A 21,048-nucleotide genomic window follows, 5' to 3' on the forward strand; every position below is an offset into this window, starting at 1 on the left:
GCATATTTGGCAAGTGGGCTTTCAGGACTGTCGGTTAATGCCACCACGCGACGGCCAGATACATGGGCGTCTAGAACGACGTCTAAGACTGGTTTTGAGTACGGTGTGAAGCCAATTGCAAACAAGACGTCATCAAGGCCAATCGTTGCAATCTGTGGGCCTGCCATGCCCCCAGAGAAATCAAGCATTGTGCATGCTCTCTCGCCTCTTAATAGGCCGTAGTGGAAATATTCGGCGATTGGCCTAGAACGGCGAAGGCCTGCGATATAGATGTGATTGGCATTGCGCAAATACTGAATGGCGGTGTTTAAAGCATCTAGGTCACAGTTTGCTGTCATGTGCTCTAGAGCACGAATATGCTCATTCGCGCAGTTTAGCAGCACGGTCTGAAGGTCTGGCGTAGGGGTTGACTTGTCTTGCTCAAGCACTTGATCGCGTACATTCGGATCTCCCTCAATCAGCCTCTGACGAAACACCTTCTGAAGGCTTGTGAAGCCTGTAAAACCAAACTCTTTTGCAAACCTAATCAGCGTTGAAGGCTGTACCCCAAGTGATAAGGCGATCACAGGGGTTGTGTTTAAAGCAAATTTGTTTGGTTCCTCGAGCGAGGCGCGTGCAATGCGTTGGAGGTGCGGGCTCAGGTCCGGGAATCGTTCGCGAATTCGTTGCCGCAGAGCATCAAAATTCATGGGTTCCGTAGTTTTTGGGGCTGTAATTTTTCTGTCCATAAGTCGATGTATAACAAATTTTCTATTGAATGGAAAAAAATTTCTTGACGGTTTTAGAAAATTCTTTCTATTCTCGTGATAAGGTTTTCAAATCGATCCCATAAAGAGGATCAGTAAGCCTGACAGGCCCTTGTCGAATAGGGCATCACAGGGAGGAAAATCATGTCTAACTTTAAGCTAACTCGTCGTTCTCTAATGTGTTCAGTCGCGGCGGGAGGGGCCGCAACTGTCTTTGGTCCCTGGAAGTATAATCGGGTTTGGGCCCAGGCAAGTGACAAGCCAATTCGCATTGGCATAACGTCTGATGCCAGCGGTCAATACGCAAATTCCGGTGCGAGTGATCGCCGTGGAATGATGATGGCGATTGCTGAGGCGAATGAGCGTGGTGGCGTTCTTGGGCGCAAAATTGAATTTCAGCACATTGATACGGAAACCACGCCTGCGACGGGAAGCCGCGTCGCCGAGCGTCTGATTACCCGCGAAGATTGTGGATTCCTTATCGGTGCAGTCAGTTCCGGTGTTGCCAATGCAATCAGCCAAGTTGCTCAGCGCTATGGTGTTATCTACATGAATACGAATTCGTCATCCCCGACCGAAAGTGGTGAGAACTGCCATCGTGTCAAATTCGTTTGGGATGGCAACGGGACGAACTTCGCCAAAGCTGCGATCAAGAACTCGATCAAGGCTTATGGCGGAAAGTTCATGCTGCTCACCAATGATTATGTTTGGGGGCATGATACGGCGAAGTCCACGCGCCGTCTTTTAGAAGAATATGGAGGGGAAGTCACAGATGAAATACTTGTCCCGCAAGGGACCCGCGATTTCAGTGCGGCACTTCTTTCTATTCAGCAAGCCAAGCCCGATGTGGTAGCTGCAGCCATCGGCGGCGATGATCAGATTGCCTTGCGCCAACAGGTGATTCAGTTGGGAATGGGATCTTCGCCAGCATGGATTAATAACCAGCAAGATTGGCCCGATGTTTACGGTCTTCCGATCGAGAACCTTTTCGGGGTGTTTGGAACGACCTGGTATCACGGTCTTGATCAATCTCTACCTGGTGTCAGCGAGTTCGTTGGACGTTATCAGGCAATGTATCCAGACACAGAGATGAAAGTTCCCGGGAACGTTTTCTACAATGGATACATGGCGACCAAGGAATTGCTTGCAGCAATCGAACGTGCTGACACAACGAACAATATCGCTGTGATCCGGGAACTCGAAGGTCATGTCATGTCAGCCCGTGATCGTATGCAGCATTTTGATGCGGTAATTGATCCGAATACGCATCAGGTGCAACAGACTGTTTATCTTGCAACTGCGAATAATGCTCCGAAAAACGGGGACGATATGTACAATATTTTAGCGCAATCGACCCCCGATGATGTTCGTGATGACATGAGCCAGTCGAGCTGTAAGTTAGAAAGTTACGACGAAACGCCGACGTTTGACGCGTAAATCTTCCAAGCCCGGACTGATCAGTACATTAGCAGTGCTGGTCAGTCTTATGGCCATCTTCATCGGTGGTATGGAAACGTTCTTCTGCAAGAAACGGTTATGATTGAAATAGTTCCACATATCGTCAACGGATTGACGCTCGGATTGTTGTTCGCGCTGATTGCATTGGGTTTCACTCTGATCATTGGTGTGATGGAGGTTATTAACCTCGCCCATGGCAGTTTTTTTGCGCTGGGGGCTTACTTTGCATTGGCGACCATCGGTGCCGACTGGTTCTCATCAAGCGGGTTTGGCCAATGGTGGTTGGCACAGCCGATTGCTGTTCGCTATGTTGCCGGACTGATCCTTGGGCCGCTTTTTGCAGCGGCAGCTGGCATGGTGATCGAATTGTGCCTGCGCCCAACCTACGGGAAAACGCCACTTTACGGGCTTTTGCTGACCTTTGGGGCTGCTCTTGTCATTGAGGAACTTATTCGGTTGGCGTGGGGCACGGGGGAGCAAAGTTTAACGGTTCCTCAGTCAATTAACGGTGCCTTCCTGATGGGGGGGCTAATTTTCTCGAAATACAAGTTCTTTGCAGCCCTTTTTGCCCTGATCTCGATTGTTGGCGTTTGGCTGTTTCTTGAGCGAACGCCTTATGGGGCGATTATCAAAGCTGGCACGCATGATAGCGAGATGGTCCGGGCATTGGGCTACGATTTGTCTCGCCTGCGATTGCTTGTTTTCGGATTTGGTGCGGCGATGGCGGGGCTTGCTGGTGTGATCCTTGTGCCAATTTGGGGATTGCGTCCGCACATCGGTATTGATGTCGTCATTCCCGCATTTCTCATCATTGTCATCGGCGGTATAGGCAGTTTTTGGGGCGCCGTCCTTGGCGCACTTCTGGTCGGCTTGTCTGTTGGGGTTACGGGAGCTTATGTCCCGGCCTGGTCCATGATGTCGATGTATATCCTGCTTATTGTCGTTATAGGTGTGCGGTCGCGTGGATTGATGGGCCGCAAAAGTGCCCTGGAGAATTGAAACAATGATTTCGCTGTCTGACATTCCTGCGCGCGGAGGGTCACCTTTTACGCCAGCCATGGGAATTTTCTTTTTAGCGCTATTTACGGCCCCATTTTGGTTGGAGCCAATTGGCCTGTATCAGTATCTTGGTATTGAGGTTGCGATCTGGATTTTGTTTGCGCTCGCTTTCAATCTGCTATTTGGATATATCGGGCTTCATTCTTTTGGACATGGAGCTTATTTGGGGATTGGTGCCTTTGCGTTCGGTTTGTTCCAAAAAGAGGTTGGGATAAGCCTTTGGGGGGGATTGGCTGCGGCTGTGGCTGCGGCGACGGTAGCCGGCGCCATTGTTGGATTGTTCCTGTCTCACCGGCGTGGCATCTACTATGCGCTTATGACCATCGCATTTGGTCAGGTGTTCTGGTTTGCGTCCATAAAACTGCATAACATAACCGGCGGCGAGGATGGCCTTCTTGGAATTCCTCGACCCGACCTCACACTTGGCAACATACATATCAGTCTGGCTGACAATGTGAACCTGTATTGGTTCGTCTCGATTGTTCTTGCCCTTGTTACCATGGTTCTTTGGCGGCTGGTGAATGCACCTTATGGCCGGGTTTTGCAAGCGATCCGTCAGAACGAAACACGTGCGCGTTTTGTTGGTTACGATGTCTGGCGCATAAAATGGCTTACCTTTACGGCATCAACCGCGTTTGCCGGTTTGGCTGGCGGTCTTTTCGCCATGGCGCAGGAAAGTGCCTATCCGGATGTGATGAGCCTGCATCAATCGGGACTTATTGTGATGATGGTTTTGATTGGTGGCGGTATCGTAAGTTTCTGGGGCCCTGTGTTAGGGGTCTTACTTTACTTCATTGCCCGGGACATCATTGGTGGTATTACCGAAACATGGCTCCTTTGGTTTGGGTTGATGTTCGTCACCATGGTGATGTTGCGGCCCGAAGGCTTGGCCGGTCTGTTCCATAGTCTGCATCATCGTTTACATCGAAAGGCATCTTTGCTGCGATCATCTGTGCGGGAAGGGGGCATTTGATATGGCGTTTTTCAAGGCTGAGAATCTTCATAAGCGTTTTGGACCGCGCGTCGTACTTGAAAACGTATCCTTAACTGTCGAAGAGGGTAGCGTTCACGGAATCATGGGGCCAAACGGCGCAGGAAAGACAACATGCTTTCATGTTCTGACAGGGCATCACGCACCGGACCGCGGAATCATTTCTTTTGACGGGCAAGATATTTCTGGGATGAAACCCCATCTGATTGCGCGTCTTGGTATTTCGCGTTCGTTTCAGATTATGAATCTATTTGACGAGACAGTTGTCATTGAAAATGTCCTGCTGGCCCTACCGGAGTTCCGTGAGCAGAGTTTTAATTGCTCCAAAAGTGTGCTTGGCTACACGTCTCTGATCGACAAAGGTCTCGCTGTTTTGGATCAAGTCGGGCTGGTGGGGTATGCTTGGGACAAGGCGACTTCCTTGTCATACGGCAGTCGAAGGGCGCTTGAGATTGCGGTTGCACTTGCGGCAAGCCCGAAAATTCTGTTTCTCGATGAACCGACATCCGGGCTGGGTGCGGAAGCTACACAAGACTTGGCTGTCTTGGTGCAAAAGTTGCGTAAGAACTACACGATTGTTCTGATTGAACATGACATGCGTTTCCTGTTTAGCCTCGCTGACCGTATCTCTGTTATCCATTGGGGGCAGATAATTGCCGAAGATACGCCGGCCTCTCTTCAGAATAACAAGTGGGTCGCACGTTCTGCCCTAGGGGATGTCGCATGATGTTGCAGGTCGACAGTATTGACACTTACTACGGCGAAACTCAGGTCCTTTTCGGGACATCTCTGAATGTCGGTGAAAAAGAAGTGGTGGCACTTCTTGGGGCAAATGGAGCAGGTAAAACAACGACTATTCGTTCTATCCTTGGGCTTTCGCCACCCAGCCGGGGATCCATTCATTTTGATGGCACGACCATCACCACACTGCCGACGCACCAGATCTCGCGACTAGGCATAAGTTGGGTTCCAGATGATCGACGGGTTTTCCCCACATTGACGGGTAAAAGAAATCTGTCTTTGGGAAAACGCACCACCCGGTTCCGGAGCTGGTCCGAAGCAGAAGCCTGCGGAATTTTTTCGGCACTAGAGCATCTGCTCCTGCGGGAGTGTGAAAATATGTCCGGTGGAGAGTTGCAGATGGTTGCCATCAGTCGTGCTTTGCTTGGGGCTCCTGGAATTGTTTTGTTTGATGAACCAAGCCAAGGCTTGGCGCCCAAGGTTGTCCAGGACGTCATGAAAACGGTTCTTTATCTCAAAGATCAGGGAATATCGAGTTTGATTGTCGAACAAAACGCTTTGGCTGCCCTTGAAGTATCTGATCGCGTTTACGTAATGGACCGCGGCCAGATTGTTCATGAGGGACAGGCATTCGAACTTCTAGAAAACGCGCCGCTCCGCCGGCGCCTTATTGGAATGTAAATCATGAGCGCAATGTTGGAAGTTAGTAAGCTTGAAAAAACTTACACAAAAGGCCGTTTTGATCGAACACCAACGTTCCGACTGGCTGCGGATTTCAAGGTTGAAGGTCCTGAAATTGTCGGGATGATGGGGCCGAACGGGTCCGGAAAGACAACTCTTTTTGAATTGATCACAGGGTCCAACACACCGTCGTCGGGCGAAATACGGGTCATGGGGCGCAATATTCACAAGGTGCGAACAGATCAGCGAGACAGGCTGGCTATTCATTATCACCAGTCCTATCAGGTGCGGCATTTTAGATCCTTTGTCCCTGATATGTTGTTGGATCCGGCGGGTTCCGATTATCCGATTGTGCATCTCTTTGATGAACCGCAGTTTAATACCCAGGATGGATATATCGGGTTCATGCTTGATTTCTTTCGGAAACTTCGTGACGACGGGCGGCTGGTATTTCTATGTGTCCATCCCAATGAACTGTTCCACTTGGAAATTCTTCAAGAGATTTGCGAAAGCTTCATCTTCATCAAGGATGGTTCGGTCTGTCCTCTCAAAGATTATGCAGAACTGCTGGGGCACGCGCCAGCACGGGCCTATCTTGGTGACTTGCTGACGGATCGTCAGGCATGAATAGTGTGTTTAAAAAAGGGGCCTATTCGTTGCCGGTTGCAGTACAGGAAGTTCGACTAGAATTTCACGACTTCAGTTTTGGCGAGTTTCACGACCACCCTGGACAGGTGTGGGCTGATTTTGTGCATGATACAGACGAATTTGTAGTTGTAGCGAAGGGGATCGTGGAGATCGAAGTTGGTGATCAATGCGCGACCTGCCATGCCGGGGATCTTGTTCTGATTCCAGCCCACGCGTTGCACACTCTTCGAACATCAAAATCTGGTGCCAGTATCTGGTATTATGGCTATGGCAATTTCGGGGGCAAACATGGGTAATCCACTGCGTGTTGCAGTCGCTGGCTGTGGTTTGATCAGTTTGTATCATTTGCGGGCCTGGCAATCGGCTGGAGCTGATATTGTCGCTGTTTGTGATCCTGACCGTGGCAAGGCAAAATCACGCGCTGATGAATTCGGGGTGAAGCGTATATACGAAGATGCCGCACTTATGTTCGCCGATAGCGGCTTTGATGTTGTTGATATTACAGCCTCGGTCGATGCCCATGCCCCGATCGCACGCATGGCTGCCGATCACGGTAAGCACATCATGTGCCAGAAACCTTTGACTGCGACAGTCAGGGAAGCAGAACGGTTGATTGATGATGTAGGAACTCGTGTTCGTTTCATGGTTCACGAAAATTATCGCTTTCGCCCGCACTATATGACTGTACGCAAGTGGATCAAAGAAGGTCGGATCGGTGAGATACGGCATGCCGCCATTTCCTGTCGCGGGTCAGGTCTTTGTCCACGCGATGGAACTGTGCCGTTTTTGATCGAGCGCCAACCGTATTTGACGACGTTTCGTCGGAACCTCGTTTTTGAAACAATGATCCATCATCTTGATGTCTTGCGCTGTTTGTGTGGTCCCCTTCGTGTCGTCGGAGCCCGTTTAGGAACATTGGCCGAAGGGTTGCCCGGAGAAGACACCGCAGCAATTCTTCTGACAGGGGATAATGGCTTGATCGTTACAGCCGACGGATGCCTCGTCGCGCCGGGCTACCCGCCCTTGCATGGTGACCGTCTTGAGATCATCGGAACAACCGGCACAATCATGATGGAAATGAACCGTGTTTATCTGGTTGGGGAGGAAGACTCATTGGAAGAAGTCAACCTTTTGGGCCGCTATCAGGAATGCTTCGATACCGTCATAACGCATTTCTTGCGCAGCCTTGCCGATGATAGTCCCTTTGAGACAGATAGACTGGATAATCTGGAAACGTTGCGACTGATGGAAAGTGTGTATCGCATTGCCGGCGTGGAGATCCAAGAATGACCCAAGAAACGGCTAGCATGACACCCAAGATTGATCCGGGCCAGATCAAGCGTCTTTTCGATGTCGCCGGACAGCGCGTTCTTATCCCCGGCGGTTATGGCGCGATCGGCGAGGCTATCGCAGTTGCTATGGGCCAGTTGGGCGCGAAAGTATCGATCGCCGGCCCAAATCACGCCAAAGCGGAAAGTCTGGCCAAGCGGATTAATGCCGATGGTGGAAATGCCCATGGCCTTCAGGTCGATGCATGTAACACAGATTCTATTACCCAATGTGTAGAAAACGCCATTGATCTTATGGGCGGGGTTGATGTGCTGATCAATTGTGTTGGTATTCAACGTGAACAATCCCTGCTGGAAGTCACCGAAGATACTTTTGATGAAATGTATCAGACGAATTTGCGCTCTGCGATGTTCCTTGCCCAAGCTGTTGCCAAAGATCAAATCCGGCGCGCGAAGGGCGGACGTCAAATTCATCTGCTATCGGTTAGGTCTCAACTCGCCCTGCGCGGACGCGGTTATTCAGCTTATTGCGCGACAAAGGGGGCTTTGGTCATGTTGGTTAAACAGCATGCGATGGAATTGGCCCCCTATGGCATAACAGTGAACGGCGTCGCGCCGACCTTTATTCAATCTGATCGTATCAAACCGCACCTCGACAGGCCCGAGTTCCGTGAATTCATTCTTGAACGCAATCCTCTGGGCCGGATTGGCGAACCTTTGGAAGTAGCAGGACAGGTCATTGCGTTCGCAGCCCCGGCAGGCAGTTATATGACAGGCCAGATTGTATATGTAGACGGGGGAGTTACGGCGTCTCAATGATTGAAGAACAATATCTGCAAGGGTCGGTAAGGTGACCTCAGGGATTGGAGTATTGAGACGCCTTAAGACAGCAGTAGCTACACAGAACATATAGTGCATGTGAACCGTGGCCAATTTTTGACTTTCTGAAAACCAAGTATGGAGCGGCCGTCGCTGTGTCCAGTACACTTTATTCTAGAGGTGCGATATGACTGGAATGCAACCAAAAATACTCATCGGTGGTGAGTTTCGGAACGAAGGTCGCGCAGGCTCTATTGCGGTTCTCAACCCCTGCACCGAAAAGACATTGTGGAACCAGCCAGCCTGTGGAGCAGAAGACGTTGTCGAAGCCCTTTCCTATGCTCGAGAGGCTCAGAAAACTTGGTCTGCCGTTCATGGATGGGAAAGAGCACGCATTCTTCGGAACATTGCAGAAGAAATACGTACGCGTACCGATCAAATAGCTCAGGCGATGTCTTTGGAAATCGGGCGCCCATACGCTCAATGCGGCGGGGAGGTTGGTGCCGCGATTGAGCAGCTTGAATGGTTTGCTGGCGAAGCAGAAAGACTGTTTGGCAAGACGATACCCTCAAGACAAGGCGGGCGCTTGCTGATAGATCCGGAACCGGTTGGTATTTGTGCTGCATTTACCGCTTGGAATTTCCCGGTAAACCTGCCGATCCGGAAAATCGCGCCGGCGCTGGCGGCTGGTTGTGTAATCCTGATGCGCCCATCAGAACAGGTTCCGATGACATCAACCTTGATCGCCGAGGCATGCGTTGCTGGTGGTGTTCCCGCTGGCGTCGTTCAGCTTTTACTTGGAGACGCTTCCGAAATCAGCCCTGTTATTATGGAAAGCAACGATGTCCGGAAAATCTCTTTGACGGGATCTACGGGCGTTGGAATACATTTGATGTCTGAAGCCGCCAAAACCGTCAAACGGGTTTCGATGGAATTGGGGGGACATGGCCCCGTAATCGTTTGTTCCGACACTGACGTCGATTATGCGGCAACACAGTGCGCTGCCTTCAAGTTCCGGAATGCAGGACAGGTTTGCATCGCCCCGAACCGGTTTTATGTCCAAGCGGACATTCTGGACCGTTTTCTTGATAAAATGAAGTCCGAAGCGCAAACTCTAGTTGTCGGAGATAGCCAAAACCCATCGGCGACGATGGGACCTTTAACATTGGCAAGTGGGCGCGAAAAGGTTGAACGTCTGATCAAGGATGCGACGGACCGCGGCGCACGGGTTGTCAGTGGGGGCAAACGCCCAGCAGAGCGCAATTCCGGGTGGTTTTTCGAACCGACAATTCTTGCGGATGTGGATGACCAGGCGATCATTATGTCGGAAGAGCCGTTTGGCCCCGTTGCGTCGGTCACAAGTTTTGATAATCTTGAAGATGCGATTGCAAGGGCGAACTCCACACCATTCGGCTTGGCTGCTTATGCATTTACCAACAATCAGGAGCGGGCCCAAACCCTTTCACGGAAACTCCATGCCGGTATGGTTGGCATAAACACCTTTCTTGTTGCCCATGCTGAAGCCCCATTTGGTGGTGTTGATCATTCTGGGATGGGACGTGAAGGGGGGGCAGATGCTATTCATGACTACCAGAACACAAAGCTCACCCACATGATGGCACGGTAAAAATGCTTAAAAACACGAAATTGCGCCAGAATACCGCTACCGGGCAAACTGTCCTGAATGGATGGATTGCTATTCCGTCGCCCTTGGCAGCAGAGGTGATGGCATCTCTGGACTGGGATACTGTCACTGTTGATTTACAGCATGGGACGGCGGACTATTCGGATCTTTTATATATTTTTCCAATTTTGGAAAAATCGAACAAAACTCCGCTGGTTCGGGTCGCTTGGCTGGATGAGGCATCTATTATGAGGGCCCTCGATGCGGGGGCATACGGTATTATCGTTCCGATGATAGAGAATGCACATGATGCCAAACGCCTTGTGTCCGCTTGTCGTTACCCGCCAAGCGGTGGCCGCAGTTTCGGGCCTATTCGGGCACGCTTTACCTGCCAAGGTGACTATGCGGCAACTGTTGATGACACAATTGCGTCTTTTGCCATGGTCGAGACACGAAAAGCGGTTGAAAACCTTGATGAAATCCTTTCGGTCGAGGAGCTTACCGGCATCTATATTGGACCGGCAGATCTTTCATTCTCATATGGATATTCTCCCGCTTTCGACCGGGAGGAGCCCGAACTTCTAGCGATCATTGATAAAATAAGAACTCAAACACAAGCGGCAGGCAAGATCGTCGGATTACATTGCGGTTCTGCTGACTATGCCCGCCGAATGGCTAAGGCTGGTATCGATCTGGTTACGATCGGTTCTGATGCGCGTTTTATGGAGGCAGCTGCAACAAAAGCAATCGAGACCTTCCGGCTAGACGATAACCTTAGCGAGAATGCGCTTTACTAGGGTCTGAACCCAATTGGAACGCTTGAAATTTATAGTCGAAATGTGATTCACCCTTTGGGAAAGGGAGTTATCACATGGCACGATTTGATTTGAGCGATAAAGAATGGGCAATCATTGCTCCTCTTCTTGCGGTTGACGGTCGGGGACCGAAGCGTCGCGACGACAGGACCGTTCTCAATGGCATTTTCTACATTCTTCGAACCGGTGCACCCTGGCGGGATCTTCCGGGAAGATATGGCCCGCCTACAACAGTCTATAATCGTTATGTCCGTTGGGGAGAACGCGGTATATGGCGCGAGATATTCGAGGCACTGGCATCAGAATATGAAGATGCCCTTGTCTTTATCGACAGTTCGATTGTGAAGGCTCACCGCGCAGCGGCTGGGTCAAAAAATGGGAACTGGCAGAGGGTATTGGACGCTCACGCGGCGGCAGGACAAGTAAAGTTCACGCCGCTGTAGATGCACTCGGTCGCCCGTTGCGTCTTGCGATCAGTGGCGGACAACTCCATGACAGTAAGATGATCGACTGCTTCCTGAATTGGTCAAAACCACCATTGGCCATTGTCGCCGACAAGGCCTATGGCAGTGCACGTATCCGTCGGGAGATAGAGGATGAAGGTGCCTTGCCGGTGATCCCCGCCAAGGCAAATGCCAGAAAGCCTATCCCTCATGACGCGGGTCTTTACGCCAAACGCAATCTTGTTGAGCGTTTCTTCTGCCGTATGAAGGATATGAGGCGGCTGACCATCCGATACGAAAAGTCCGCAGAAAACTTCCTTAATATGGTCCGGATTTTTGCAATCAGATGTTGGGCCAATTAAGTCCAGACCCTAAACTCCTTCACGTTTTAACGGAACGATATCCGGCATTTGTGAAATAACGTGCGCATTCGTCCGGCGAGAATGTACCTGCAATATGGCCAACGTGACGCCATGTTTCTTCAAGGTTTCGTTTTTGAGCGGTTCGCATCCAGTGCTTGACCTTTGAGAACGCCTGTTCAATCGGGTTAAGGTCTGGACTATAGGGCGGGAGGAACCACGCACGGGCGTCGACTGACTTGATGGCGTCACGCACGGCTCGGGATTTGTGGCTACCGAGATTGTCCATGATAACGATATCACCGGAACGCAGAACCCGAACCAGTTGCTGTTTTACGTAAGCAAGGAAGCTGGTCCCATTGATCGGACCGTCAAAGACGCATGGGGCTGTCAGCTGGTCATGGCGCAAGGCGGCAATGAAGGTCATCGTGCGCCAATGCCCATGTGGTGCATAGCCAACAAGTCGCTACCCTTTCATGCCCCAGCCCCGGATCGGAGCCATATTGGTTTTGATCCAGGTTTCATCAATGAACACCAGTCGCTCGGGATCAATCCTGCCTTGCCAGGATTTCCAGCGTCGGCGCTGGCGGGCAACGCCCGCCCGAGCCTGCTCAATAGCGAACAGAGTTTTTTTTGAAGCGTAACCCCTCATCCCTGAGAAAGCGCCATACCGCCTGATGCGAGACAACCACGCCCCGGTCCTCAAGAAGATCCTTCATACCATGGAGTGTCAGATAAGGTATTTGCTTGATCTGCTCATGGATGAAATCTCGATATTCAACCAGCACACGTTTGCGATGACCGCCCATTTTTCCCGGCGCAACACTCCCTGTAGAGCGATAACGTTGATGCCATTTCACCACAGATGAAACTGCGACTTCAAAACGAGCGGCGACCGCCCGGCAGCTCTCTCCTGCCTGAACTGCCGCGACAACACGGTCACGAAGATCATTCGAATAAGGTCGGGTCATGGATGCTGGCCTCCTCACCCAGCATCCATCTTAAATCACAACTCAACTACTTTGGGAATTCCCTATCAATTCTGATAAGGTGTGAAACGCTCTAGATGTGAACTTTCAACAGGTTGTCCATTCGGGCCAGACCGAGGAGACTGGAGTTACCAAGCTTCAACCATCCTTGGAGGCCAGCCCGAATGAACATGCACAAGAATGCCCGTTTAACACCGATAGGTCGAGAACGTTTGGTCCGTCTGATGAAGGGCGGGCACAGCCCGGAGAGTGCGGTAGCACTCGCAGGGGTGTGCCCGCGCACCGCGCGCAAGTGGCGGACGCGCTATCCAGCTTGAAGGCCTGGCAGGGTTACAGGACCGCTCCTCACGCCCCAGGAAACTGCACAACCCGACAGTACCTGAGACCATCGACCGTATCATCGCCCTGCGCCGACGTCGCTGGACTGGTAAGCATATCGCCCGGGAAACCAATGTCTCACCAGCAACCGTGAGCCGTGTCCTGAAACGCGCAGGACTATCCCGCCTCAAAGACCTTGCCCCTGCCGAGCCGATACATCGTTACGAACGCGAAAGCCCCGGCGAAATCATCCATCTCGACATCAAGAAACTCGGGCGCTTCGAGCAGCCCGGTCACCGCGTTACGGGGGAGCGCACCGGTCAGTCGAACCCACGCTCACGCAAGCAGGGTGGCTATGGCTGGGAATATGTCCATGTCGCCATCGACGATCATTCACGCCTGTCGTTTTGCCAGATCCATCCCGATGAAAAGGCCGATAGTGCCATCGCTCATCTCAAGGCCGCCGTCGCCTATTATCAAAGCCTCGGTGTCAGGGTGACAGGGATCATGACCGATAACGGACCCTGTTATACATCAATGGCCTTCGCAAAAGCCTGCAAACAGCTCGGGATCAAACACCTGCGGACAAAACCCTATACCCCTCAAACAAACGGAAAGGCTGAACGCTTCATTCAGACGGCTTTGCGTGAATGGGCCTATGCCCGGCCCTACCAGTCATCGGATCAACGCGCAAAAGACCTTCATCTTTGGGTTCATCTCTATAATTGGCACAGACCCCACGGTGGGATAAAAGACCTGACACCTATCGGTCGCCTCGGAATAAACCGGGACAACCTATTGAGGGTCCACATCTAGAGGCAGCCCCAATATCATTCAAATTGTGCTTAATGCGTTGTTCGGTGTCACATGCCATAAAGGCTGACATTCAACATTTCGCAAGAGCAGCTACTTAGCATTTCCGATTGCCAGATAAGTTGACATGGATTGACACATGAGCTGACAAATAACGGCTGAACTGACAGAAAAGGTGACATTTCACTTACAAACGCTCTTGCTCCGCATTAACGTTTAGGAAAGTGAAAGCTCATCCTTCTCGATGGCGATAAAAGCCGCTTGAACGGTTTAAGTGTGACTGCATCTCTTGGGCCGCTTGATCGGCATTTTTCGCTTCAATGCACTTAACGATCTCTTGATGCTCGCCTAGGGTCACATCCTCCTGACCTGACCATATTAGTAAATCAGTATGGTAGTTAAAGACCCAGTTCAACATAGCCTCGCTAACGGCCTGGAAGATTGGATTTCCCGACATGCTGGAAATCTTGATGTGGAACGCCATGTCACCCTTAATAAAAGCAGCGGGGTCACCAAGCTGCTCACGTTGGGCTTCGATAAGTTCGTTGAGTTCAACAATGTCACCTGATGTGGCATTTTGAGAGGCGATACGTACCATGCCCACCTCAAACAACCGTCGCGCTTCTTTGAGGTGCTCAAGATTATCGGGTGAAGCTGACAGCAACATCCGTGCAACCATATCCATCTGACGGAACATAAGATCTGCCGAAAGCTCGCTGACCCGAGCGCGCTCGCCATGAGAAATACTGATAAGACCAAGCGTGTTCATAGATTGCATTGCTTCACGAACAGCCGGGCGACCAACACCAAAACGTTCCATTAATGTCCGTTCCGAGGGCATCAAATCGCCTGGCCCCAGTTCCCCACGAACAATCATTTCACGCAGTCGCTCAAGAACCTGATCTGAAAGCTTGCGACGCACGATCTTTTTGTCTTCGCCAGTATCTTTCCAATTTTCCATCCGAGAGTGCTTTCGCATCCTTCACAGCATTTACAACTCAGCCCAAGGGCTGCGAACCTTTTATATGATGTTCATTCAATTGAGAACCTTAGACGCGGGCACATCCAAACGCGTGAAACCATATGCGTCCAATTCCTCCACAAGTCCCAGACAACCTACCGAAACAGTCATTCTGTGACCTGTAAGGTTTGCAATCAGCATTCTAATGATTTCTCCCTCTTGCACACCTATCGCAGCAACCGCGCGTGGAGCATCAATTCGACAGGTTATTATCGGACGACCAGCCATCGCACACATGTCCCGCACAACCAGCCCCACCGGCCAAAGGCCTTCTCCAGATTGGTCAATAATTCCACGCGGCCCAACAATACCGGTTGGCACCCACCGCGAAACATCTGCATCGCTAACACGCATACCGTAACCGATCGTCCAAGCAGCACCGAATACTGCCCTGTGCCGAGGATCGTCATGCGCCATGCAGATCCGATCCCCATCAGGATTGGGAAATGTCCGTGAACCATATGGATTTTGTCGCATCGCAATTGTCGTCGGTCCAAGACAATATTCTTTGTTCGCGCCAATAATCGCACGGGCAGAGCGGAATATATGCGGCAAGGTTTCCAAGGTTTCCATCACGCTTTCGTCATCAGCAGCATGCACAATTGGATTGGTTGCATGCGTGACAAAATCGAGCATTTCCATAGGCGGTCGTTTACGGTTCAGTTCCGTGAAATAACTGAACATGCCGCCGCCGAGCGTTATCTCAGGAAATATAGTTAGCGCTGTATTGTAGATATCAGAAAGCGGGGGACATTCCGGCCATTCACTTCCCGGCGGGGTTGATTGCCTGTCAAGAGATGGACAAACCAAAATTCTGTCGGGACAAAAAACTGCGCCGTTAAGACCATCACGCAGTTCCTGAAACTCCTGTTCAAGATTTCCATCACCCGCAACCACATATTCCAGTTCGTAGATGGCACCAAAACGGCTTTGGAGCTTGCCAAACGCCCGCAAACTTTCTTTGTCATGCCCAACCGTCGGGTCGAAATGGCATAACAATGTCTGCGGAGCCACATCACTTAACAGACCCAAATAGGCAATTGTTGCGGTAATTTCTTCCGGGGTTACGACCAGCCCAACTTTCGGAAATTTCTTCCCGGAAACCTCTGCCAATTCGATATGAACGGGGGCATCTAATCCTGACTTGGCCGTCATTTTCGGTGTTTTATGTGAATTTCCATCCTGCCCAATGATGGAAAGCTCTACCGCCTGCCTGCAGTTTTCCTCACCAGACATCACATATGGCCAAGGAAGTTCAATCGGTCGAACATAGGTTTTGAAAGAGGCATCAGACCAGTTTCGCTGATCCTCCATTTCAAACTCATCCCCCGTCATCCGGCAAATCGCCAACAGCCTGTCAGAAGGTTTGTGTGTTAAGGCGCGAATGGATTTAAACGGTTGCCAAGGTTCAATCAGGTCTGGAAAGTTTGTTTCTATGATCTTGCCATTACAGTGTTCAACACGAACAGCACTACCTGCGACACCATCAATCGGATGAAGGACGTTGAAACCACACCGGTTCGTTTCAAAATCACGATCGGGTACGGCATCAACCACAAAACTTAATCGCCCATCAGAGGCGCCAGAAATCTTTGCGTTCAGAGCCAGAACCGATCCGTTATTTTGACAGGTTGCCGAGTAGCACACCTCAAATTCATCTGCGGTTTCACGAATATCGAGATCCGCAATATTGACCGCTAGCGTTCCCCAATCACGGTCCCTTATCACATAGGAAATCGCACGGAGAACCTCTACCCCTTCGTAATGGACATAACGCAGGTTTCCGTTTTCAAACCGCACCTCAAGAGGACCAGCAGACAGTATACGGCAGTCACTTTTTGGGCGCGTTGTGTCAAACAGCTTTTCTAATTGCTGTGCTGATCTTTCCATCAATCCACTTCCAGATCGAAAATGATCCTCTTGCCTGCTTGCGCGGACTGATAAGCCGCATAGACCAGACCAAGTGTTCTCAGGTTATCCGCCCCCGAGGTTTCGGGGGGCTCATTGGCACGAAGACAATCTGCAAAATGCTGTTCAATGTTGAAAACACTTTCTTGAATATTATGCCAAGGCCGTTCCGCCCATGGCAGAAGCGGCGGTGCCACATCGAAATTTTGCGTTCCTTTATCGTTGTGACGTTGCAATTGATACCCGGAAGTTAAGCGAAGCGTTCCCTTGCTGCCGTCAATTTCAAGAAGGGTTTCGGGGAAGTTTTCCGTAGGCAGGCGTGTTGCATAACTACAATCGACGATACTGGTGATGCCATTTTGATGATTAAGCATCATGGTTGCGACATCCTCGGCACGGATGTTTGGGTTGACCCGCTTCGTCGAGGCAGAGATCGATTTAACATCGCCAAACAGAAACCGTGCAATATCCAGAATGTGGATCCCTAGGTCCTGAATGATGAATTTCTCGTCCGTCGCCAGATAAGGCTGCCCCGCATAGACATCATAGGCCGAACGAAAGCTCACCCGTCCCCAGAACACGTCACCAATTGCACCGTTAGCAATGTGACCCTTTACGGCACGAATGGCTGACTGCCAACGGAAGTTCTCATGCACCATCAAGGTGACACCAGCCTCTTTGGCCATTAGCACCATCTTGTATGCATCATCCGTTGAACCGGCAAAAGGCTTCTGACAGATAATGTGAAGACCTTTTGTCGCTGACATCTTAACCAGTGGCAAATGCGTCTCCACCGTGGTTGCAATATCAACGAAATCCAGTTTTTCAGTATCAAACATCTCTTGCGCATCGATGTATGTGTTTTTAATGCCAAAGCGACGTGCTGTTTCGGCAAGACGTTTTTCGTCACGATCACATAGTGCGGTGATTTCTGCCCCATTGACATCGCGCCATGCATGCAAGTGATTTTGGGCAAAGAACCCGCAGCCAATCAAAGCACCTTTAAACATACCGCATCATCCTTCCTGCGTACTGAGTGCAGCTTGTTGTTGCAAAGCCACCCGTGCCTGCAGACGTTGCTGTGCCTGATCGACGACAACAGCAGCAATGATAACAAGCCCCTTGATCACGGTCTGCCAGAATGAACTGACCCCCATCATCACCAACCCATCAGATAAAATGCCGATCACAAATGCACCAATGATCGTGCCTGCAATGCGCCCCCGACCGCCCGACATAGACGTACCACCAAGAACAGCTGCAGCAATCGCATTCAATTCAAACGTTTCACCGGTAGCCGGATGTGCTGCCACAAGCTGGGATGAAATCACCAAACCAACAATCGCGGCACAAAACCCGGAAAACATGTAAACGAACATCTTGACGCGATTAACTTTCACGCCAGACAAGGCAGCGGCATGTTCGTTACCACCAACCGCATAGATATGACGCCCAAGCGGTGTGCGCCCAGCAATGTATGCTGCTCCGCACCCGACCGCGATCAGTATCCAGATCGAAACGGGAATGCCCATGACCGCCCCTGACCCCAGGACATTCAATCCGTTAGATCCATATTCGGGGTTGCCCACCAAATTTGGGAATGTCGCCCCGTCAGAAGACAGCAAAGCAAGCCCACGTGCGACATAAAGTGTTCCCAGCGTGGCAATGAACGGAGCAACATTAAGTTTTGTGATCAAGACACCGTTCACCGCACCAAACAACACGCCGACCAGAAGCGTGATGGCAATAATTTCAAAAATATTGAAATACAGTGTGTAGCCGATCCCAAGATCAACCCCATGCAGTATCAACCAACCCGCAACCATACCGCACAACCCGACAATCGACCCAACCGAAAGGTCAATCCCCCCGGTAATGATGACAAATGTCATACCAATCGCCAGAAATGCGTTTAACGCCACATGTTTAGACATAATTACGAAGTTGGCCGTGCTCAGAAAGTTCGGCGCTGCGAAGGCAAAAAACGCAAAAACAACAATCAGCGCAATGAATGTTCTAAGCTTGAGCAAAAGCAGAAGCCATGTCTGATTATTGTGCTTCGGAGCCATTCTGGCCGATGCGATGGATGTCATAGCAACACCTCCCTATTCTCAGCCGTTTGATGGCTTTTAATTGTATGACCGACAGCAGAAGCAGCAACGATCTCCTCTTCTGAAGCGTCAGCTTGGGTAAATTCCTTAATGACCCGCCCTTTGGACATGACCAATATTCGGTCAGAAAGTGACATGACCTCTTCTAGATCCGATGTCACAAACAAGATGCCCAGCCCTTTGGCTGCCAACTTACGCATTTCCTGAAAGACTTCTGCCTTGGCACCAATATCGATGCCGCGACTGGGCTCATCCATTAGAAGAAGCTTCGGGTTGGTCATCAATGCTTTGCCAATCACGACTTTTTGCTGATTCCCCCCAGACAGAGAACTGATCGGGTTTTCAACACTCGCGACCTTGATAAATAAGTCTCGGACCATCGCTGCGACAGCAACGCCCTCTTTTTTCAAGCTAAGATGTCCGCGCTTGGTGAAATTCCAAAGACTGGACAACGACATATTCTCGCGGATGGGCAAAATCTGAACCAGACCTGCACCCTTGCGGTCTTCGGGGATTAGGGCAATACCCCGATCAATACGTCCGGCAACGCTTCGCTCATCAAGAGCTTCCCCCTCGACAAAGAACGCCCCCGTGCACATTGGATGTTGCGCCATGACACATTCGAAAAACTCCGAACGCCCCGCCCCCATAAGCCCATAAATGCCAACGATTTCGCCCGCGTGCACAGACAGAGAAACATGATCAACAACAAAGCCACCGCTTTTGCTGGGAAGGCATATTTCTTCTGCCCTAAACACCTCTGGCCCCAATTGATGGGTAAGCGATTTCGAGAAATCCTTGGAAGCAGCACCGATCATGTTCCGCACGATCCAGCTTACTTCCACCCCATCCATCGGACGTGTCCCGGTAATGTGGCCATCGCGCAAAACGGTGATGTAGTCGCCAATACGGATCAGTTCTTCAAGGCGGTGTGAAATATAGATAATACCAACACCAGACGCCTTCAGATCGTCGATGACGCGGAACAAAATTTCGACTTCGGCCGAGCTTAATGCCGATGTCGGTTCGTCCATGATCAGAATACGTGCATCTTGTGACAGCGCCTTGGCAATTTCGACAATCTGTTGTTCACCGATGCTAAGCTCACCGACCAATGCATCCGGCGAAATATCATGCTCCAGCCGCTTCATCAGAAGGGCTGCCTCTTTCCGTTGTGCCCGACCATCAATATCGACCAGACCACGTGTTTTTTCACGCCCGATGAAGATGTTCTCAGCCACGCTCATGTTTGGGAACAGGTTCAGTTCCTGAAACACTATTCCAATCCCATGCGCCGCTGCGGCACGCGTATCAGCAAAACTTACCGCCTGCCCATCGATAAAGATTTCACCAGCGGTCAATTGCTCAACCCCAGAGATGACCTTCATCAAGGTTGATTTCCCAGCACCATTTTCGCCGACCAGAACATTCACCGCACCAAGGCGAACATCAAAGTCGGCATTTTCAAGTGCGAGTGTACCGGGATAGACCTTTGTCGCGCCGCGCACAGACAGACCGACTCTATGAGTTTCAAGCGAAGATAGATCGTTCATTGCGCCACCACCTCGATTTCAACTGGCGTCACAAGAACCGCATCATCGGGTTTGCGCATGGTAAACGCCCCCAGCACGATGACACGCCTGCCTACAAGACCATCTCGCGTAAGATCCACAAGAACCGTTTCGTAGGTCTTGGTATTAAGCGCACGTGATAGCTGGGCGAATTCGATCTGGTCGGTAAAGGACGTAAAATCTATAAATGGCAATACATCGCGCAGTGTCGTTCCACGAATGACCGGGCCAAGTTGTACAACCGCATCGGCATTTCCATCATTATTGATATCGACATCCAGTGTTGCCGCCCGCGTATCGGTTTTCGCATTAACGATTTCCCCGTCGATCCGGGTTGTAAAATTCCACGGGCTTCCTTCGCTTGAGGGTCGATAGCCGTATTGATCACCCGCAACATCAAGGTCACGGTCAAGCACGGGCTTAAGTTCCGTAAAATCAACGGCATCGTTTTTAAGATGAGGCAGGACTTTATCATCCCATATTTCATCAGCCAGGACGGCCATATCGCCCCCCGGCGAACTTGAAACAAGCGCCTCTTTGTCACCTTGGGCATCATTTTCGACCAGTTGGCATCCCACAATCAGGAACGCCGCAGAAAACAACAGAAACAGATTCTTAATTGGGCCTTTAAACTTCAAGCTGGC

General features: G+C 50.8%; 20 protein-coding genes and 2 pseudogenes (1 of these 22 only partly in view). 14 read left to right on the top strand and 8 right to left on the bottom strand.

Annotated features, from left to right (window positions below; all coding sequences use genetic code 11):
• Positions 1-689 carry the 5' portion of a MurR/RpiR family transcriptional regulator gene (locus tag AC0VXT_RS06065; RefSeq protein ID WP_475547915.1) on the bottom strand. Its footprint begins 106 nt before the window's first position, so the window shows 689 of its 795 coding nt (coding positions 1-689); it begins with the start codon at positions 687-689; its stop codon lies off the left edge, out of view.
• 201 nt (positions 690-890) lie between these two features.
• On the opposite strand from AC0VXT_RS06065, the gene AC0VXT_RS06070 reads away from it, so the two are divergent.
• From AC0VXT_RS06070 to AC0VXT_RS06130, 13 genes are all read left to right on the top strand, one after another.
• On the top strand, positions 891-2,183 hold the full coding sequence (locus tag AC0VXT_RS06070) for an ABC transporter substrate-binding protein (RefSeq protein WP_475547916.1): 1,293 nt from the start codon (positions 891-893) through the stop codon (positions 2,181-2,183).
• A gap of 99 nt (positions 2,184-2,282) precedes the next feature.
• Positions 2,283-3,203 (top strand): branched-chain amino acid ABC transporter permease, encoded by a 921-nt coding sequence (locus AC0VXT_RS06075; protein WP_475547917.1) that lies wholly within the window; start codon positions 2,283-2,285, stop codon positions 3,201-3,203.
• A gap of 58 nt (positions 3,204-3,261) precedes the next feature.
• Positions 3,262-4,236: a branched-chain amino acid ABC transporter permease gene (locus AC0VXT_RS06080; RefSeq protein ID WP_475548566.1), complete on the top strand. Its 975-nt coding sequence runs from the start codon at positions 3,262-3,264 to the stop codon at positions 4,234-4,236.
• Position 4,237: 1 nt separating this feature from the next.
• Complete coding sequence (locus AC0VXT_RS06085; protein WP_475547918.1) at positions 4,238-4,981, top strand: ABC transporter ATP-binding protein; 744 nt, start codon at positions 4,238-4,240, stop codon at positions 4,979-4,981.
• The gene (locus AC0VXT_RS06090) at positions 4,978-5,676 is read left to right on the top strand and encodes an ABC transporter ATP-binding protein (RefSeq protein ID WP_475547919.1); all 699 of its coding nucleotides are present in this window, start codon (positions 4,978-4,980) and stop codon (positions 5,674-5,676) included. The genes AC0VXT_RS06085 and AC0VXT_RS06090 overlap by 4 nt, the downstream gene beginning before the upstream one ends.
• A 3-nt stretch (positions 5,677-5,679) precedes the next feature.
• Positions 5,680-6,303: an ATP-binding cassette domain-containing protein gene (locus AC0VXT_RS06095; RefSeq protein ID WP_475547920.1), complete on the top strand. Its 624-nt coding sequence runs from the start codon at positions 5,680-5,682 to the stop codon at positions 6,301-6,303.
• On the top strand, positions 6,300-6,620 hold the full coding sequence (locus tag AC0VXT_RS06100; RefSeq protein ID WP_475547921.1) for a cupin domain-containing protein: 321 nt from the start codon (positions 6,300-6,302) through the stop codon (positions 6,618-6,620). The genes AC0VXT_RS06095 and AC0VXT_RS06100 overlap by 4 nt, the downstream gene beginning before the upstream one ends.
• Entirely contained in the window at positions 6,613-7,614 is a 1,002-nt protein-coding gene (locus tag AC0VXT_RS06105) for a Gfo/Idh/MocA family protein (RefSeq protein ID WP_475547922.1), read from the top strand. The genes AC0VXT_RS06100 and AC0VXT_RS06105 overlap by 8 nt, the downstream gene beginning before the upstream one ends.
• Positions 7,611-8,432 carry an SDR family NAD(P)-dependent oxidoreductase gene (locus AC0VXT_RS06110; RefSeq protein WP_475547923.1) on the top strand — a complete coding sequence of 274 codons (822 nt, stop codon included), beginning with the start codon at positions 7,611-7,613 and terminating at the stop codon, positions 8,430-8,432. Before AC0VXT_RS06105 ends, AC0VXT_RS06110 begins: the two co-directional genes overlap by 4 nt.
• 187 nt (positions 8,433-8,619) lie before the next feature.
• A complete protein-coding gene (locus AC0VXT_RS06115) occupies positions 8,620-10,059 on the top strand; it encodes an NAD-dependent succinate-semialdehyde dehydrogenase (RefSeq protein WP_475547924.1) in 1,440 nt (479 codons plus the stop codon).
• Between the two features lie 2 nt (positions 10,060-10,061).
• On the top strand, positions 10,062-10,853 hold the full coding sequence (locus AC0VXT_RS06120) for an HpcH/HpaI aldolase family protein (RefSeq protein ID WP_475547925.1): 792 nt from the start codon (positions 10,062-10,064) through the stop codon (positions 10,851-10,853).
• Positions 10,854-10,927: 74 nt separating this feature from the next.
• The gene (locus tag AC0VXT_RS06125; protein WP_475547926.1) at positions 10,928-11,314 is read left to right on the top strand and encodes an IS5 family transposase; all 387 of its coding nucleotides are present in this window, start codon (positions 10,928-10,930) and stop codon (positions 11,312-11,314) included.
• Positions 11,266-11,676: an IS5 family transposase gene (locus tag AC0VXT_RS06130; RefSeq protein WP_475548567.1), complete on the top strand. Its 411-nt coding sequence runs from the start codon at positions 11,266-11,268 to the stop codon at positions 11,674-11,676. The genes AC0VXT_RS06125 and AC0VXT_RS06130 overlap by 49 nt, the downstream gene beginning before the upstream one ends.
• A gap of 19 nt (positions 11,677-11,695) precedes the next feature.
• On the opposite strand, the pseudogene AC0VXT_RS06135 reads toward AC0VXT_RS06130, so the two are convergent.
• Positions 11,696-12,644 (bottom strand): annotated as a pseudogene (locus AC0VXT_RS06135) (IS630 family transposase).
• A 182-nt stretch (positions 12,645-12,826) separates the two neighbouring features.
• On the opposite strand from AC0VXT_RS06135, the pseudogene AC0VXT_RS06140 reads away from it, so the two are divergent.
• Positions 12,827-13,796 (top strand): annotated as a pseudogene (locus AC0VXT_RS06140) (IS481 family transposase).
• A gap of 229 nt (positions 13,797-14,025) precedes the next feature.
• Here AC0VXT_RS06140 and AC0VXT_RS06145 read toward each other — a convergent pair.
• From AC0VXT_RS06145 to AC0VXT_RS06170, 6 genes are all read right to left on the bottom strand, one after another.
• A complete protein-coding gene (locus AC0VXT_RS06145) occupies positions 14,026-14,754 on the bottom strand; it encodes a transcriptional regulator NanR (protein ID WP_475547927.1) in 729 nt (242 codons plus the stop codon).
• A gap of 75 nt (positions 14,755-14,829) precedes the next feature.
• Positions 14,830-16,704, bottom strand: coding sequence for a D-apionate lactonase (apnL, locus tag AC0VXT_RS06150; protein ID WP_475547928.1), 1,875 nt, complete (start codon positions 16,702-16,704; stop codon positions 14,830-14,832).
• Positions 16,704-17,732 carry a Gfo/Idh/MocA family protein gene (locus AC0VXT_RS06155; protein WP_475547929.1) on the bottom strand — a complete coding sequence of 343 codons (1,029 nt, stop codon included), beginning with the start codon at positions 17,730-17,732 and terminating at the stop codon, positions 16,704-16,706. Before AC0VXT_RS06155 ends, apnL begins: the two co-directional genes overlap by 1 nt.
• A 6-nt stretch (positions 17,733-17,738) precedes the next feature.
• Positions 17,739-18,815, bottom strand: coding sequence for an ABC transporter permease (locus AC0VXT_RS06160; RefSeq protein WP_475547930.1), 1,077 nt, complete (start codon positions 18,813-18,815; stop codon positions 17,739-17,741).
• Positions 18,812-20,386 (bottom strand): sugar ABC transporter ATP-binding protein, encoded by a 1,575-nt coding sequence (locus tag AC0VXT_RS06165; protein ID WP_475547931.1) that lies wholly within the window; start codon positions 20,384-20,386, stop codon positions 18,812-18,814. The genes AC0VXT_RS06160 and AC0VXT_RS06165 overlap by 4 nt, the downstream gene beginning before the upstream one ends.
• Complete coding sequence (locus AC0VXT_RS06170) at positions 20,383-21,042, bottom strand: DUF2291 family protein (protein ID WP_475547932.1); 660 nt, start codon at positions 21,040-21,042, stop codon at positions 20,383-20,385. The genes AC0VXT_RS06165 and AC0VXT_RS06170 overlap by 4 nt, the downstream gene beginning before the upstream one ends.
• Positions 21,043-21,048: the final 6 nt, after the last annotated feature.

Source organism: Thalassospira sp. Z349TD_5, from assembly GCF_056173045.1.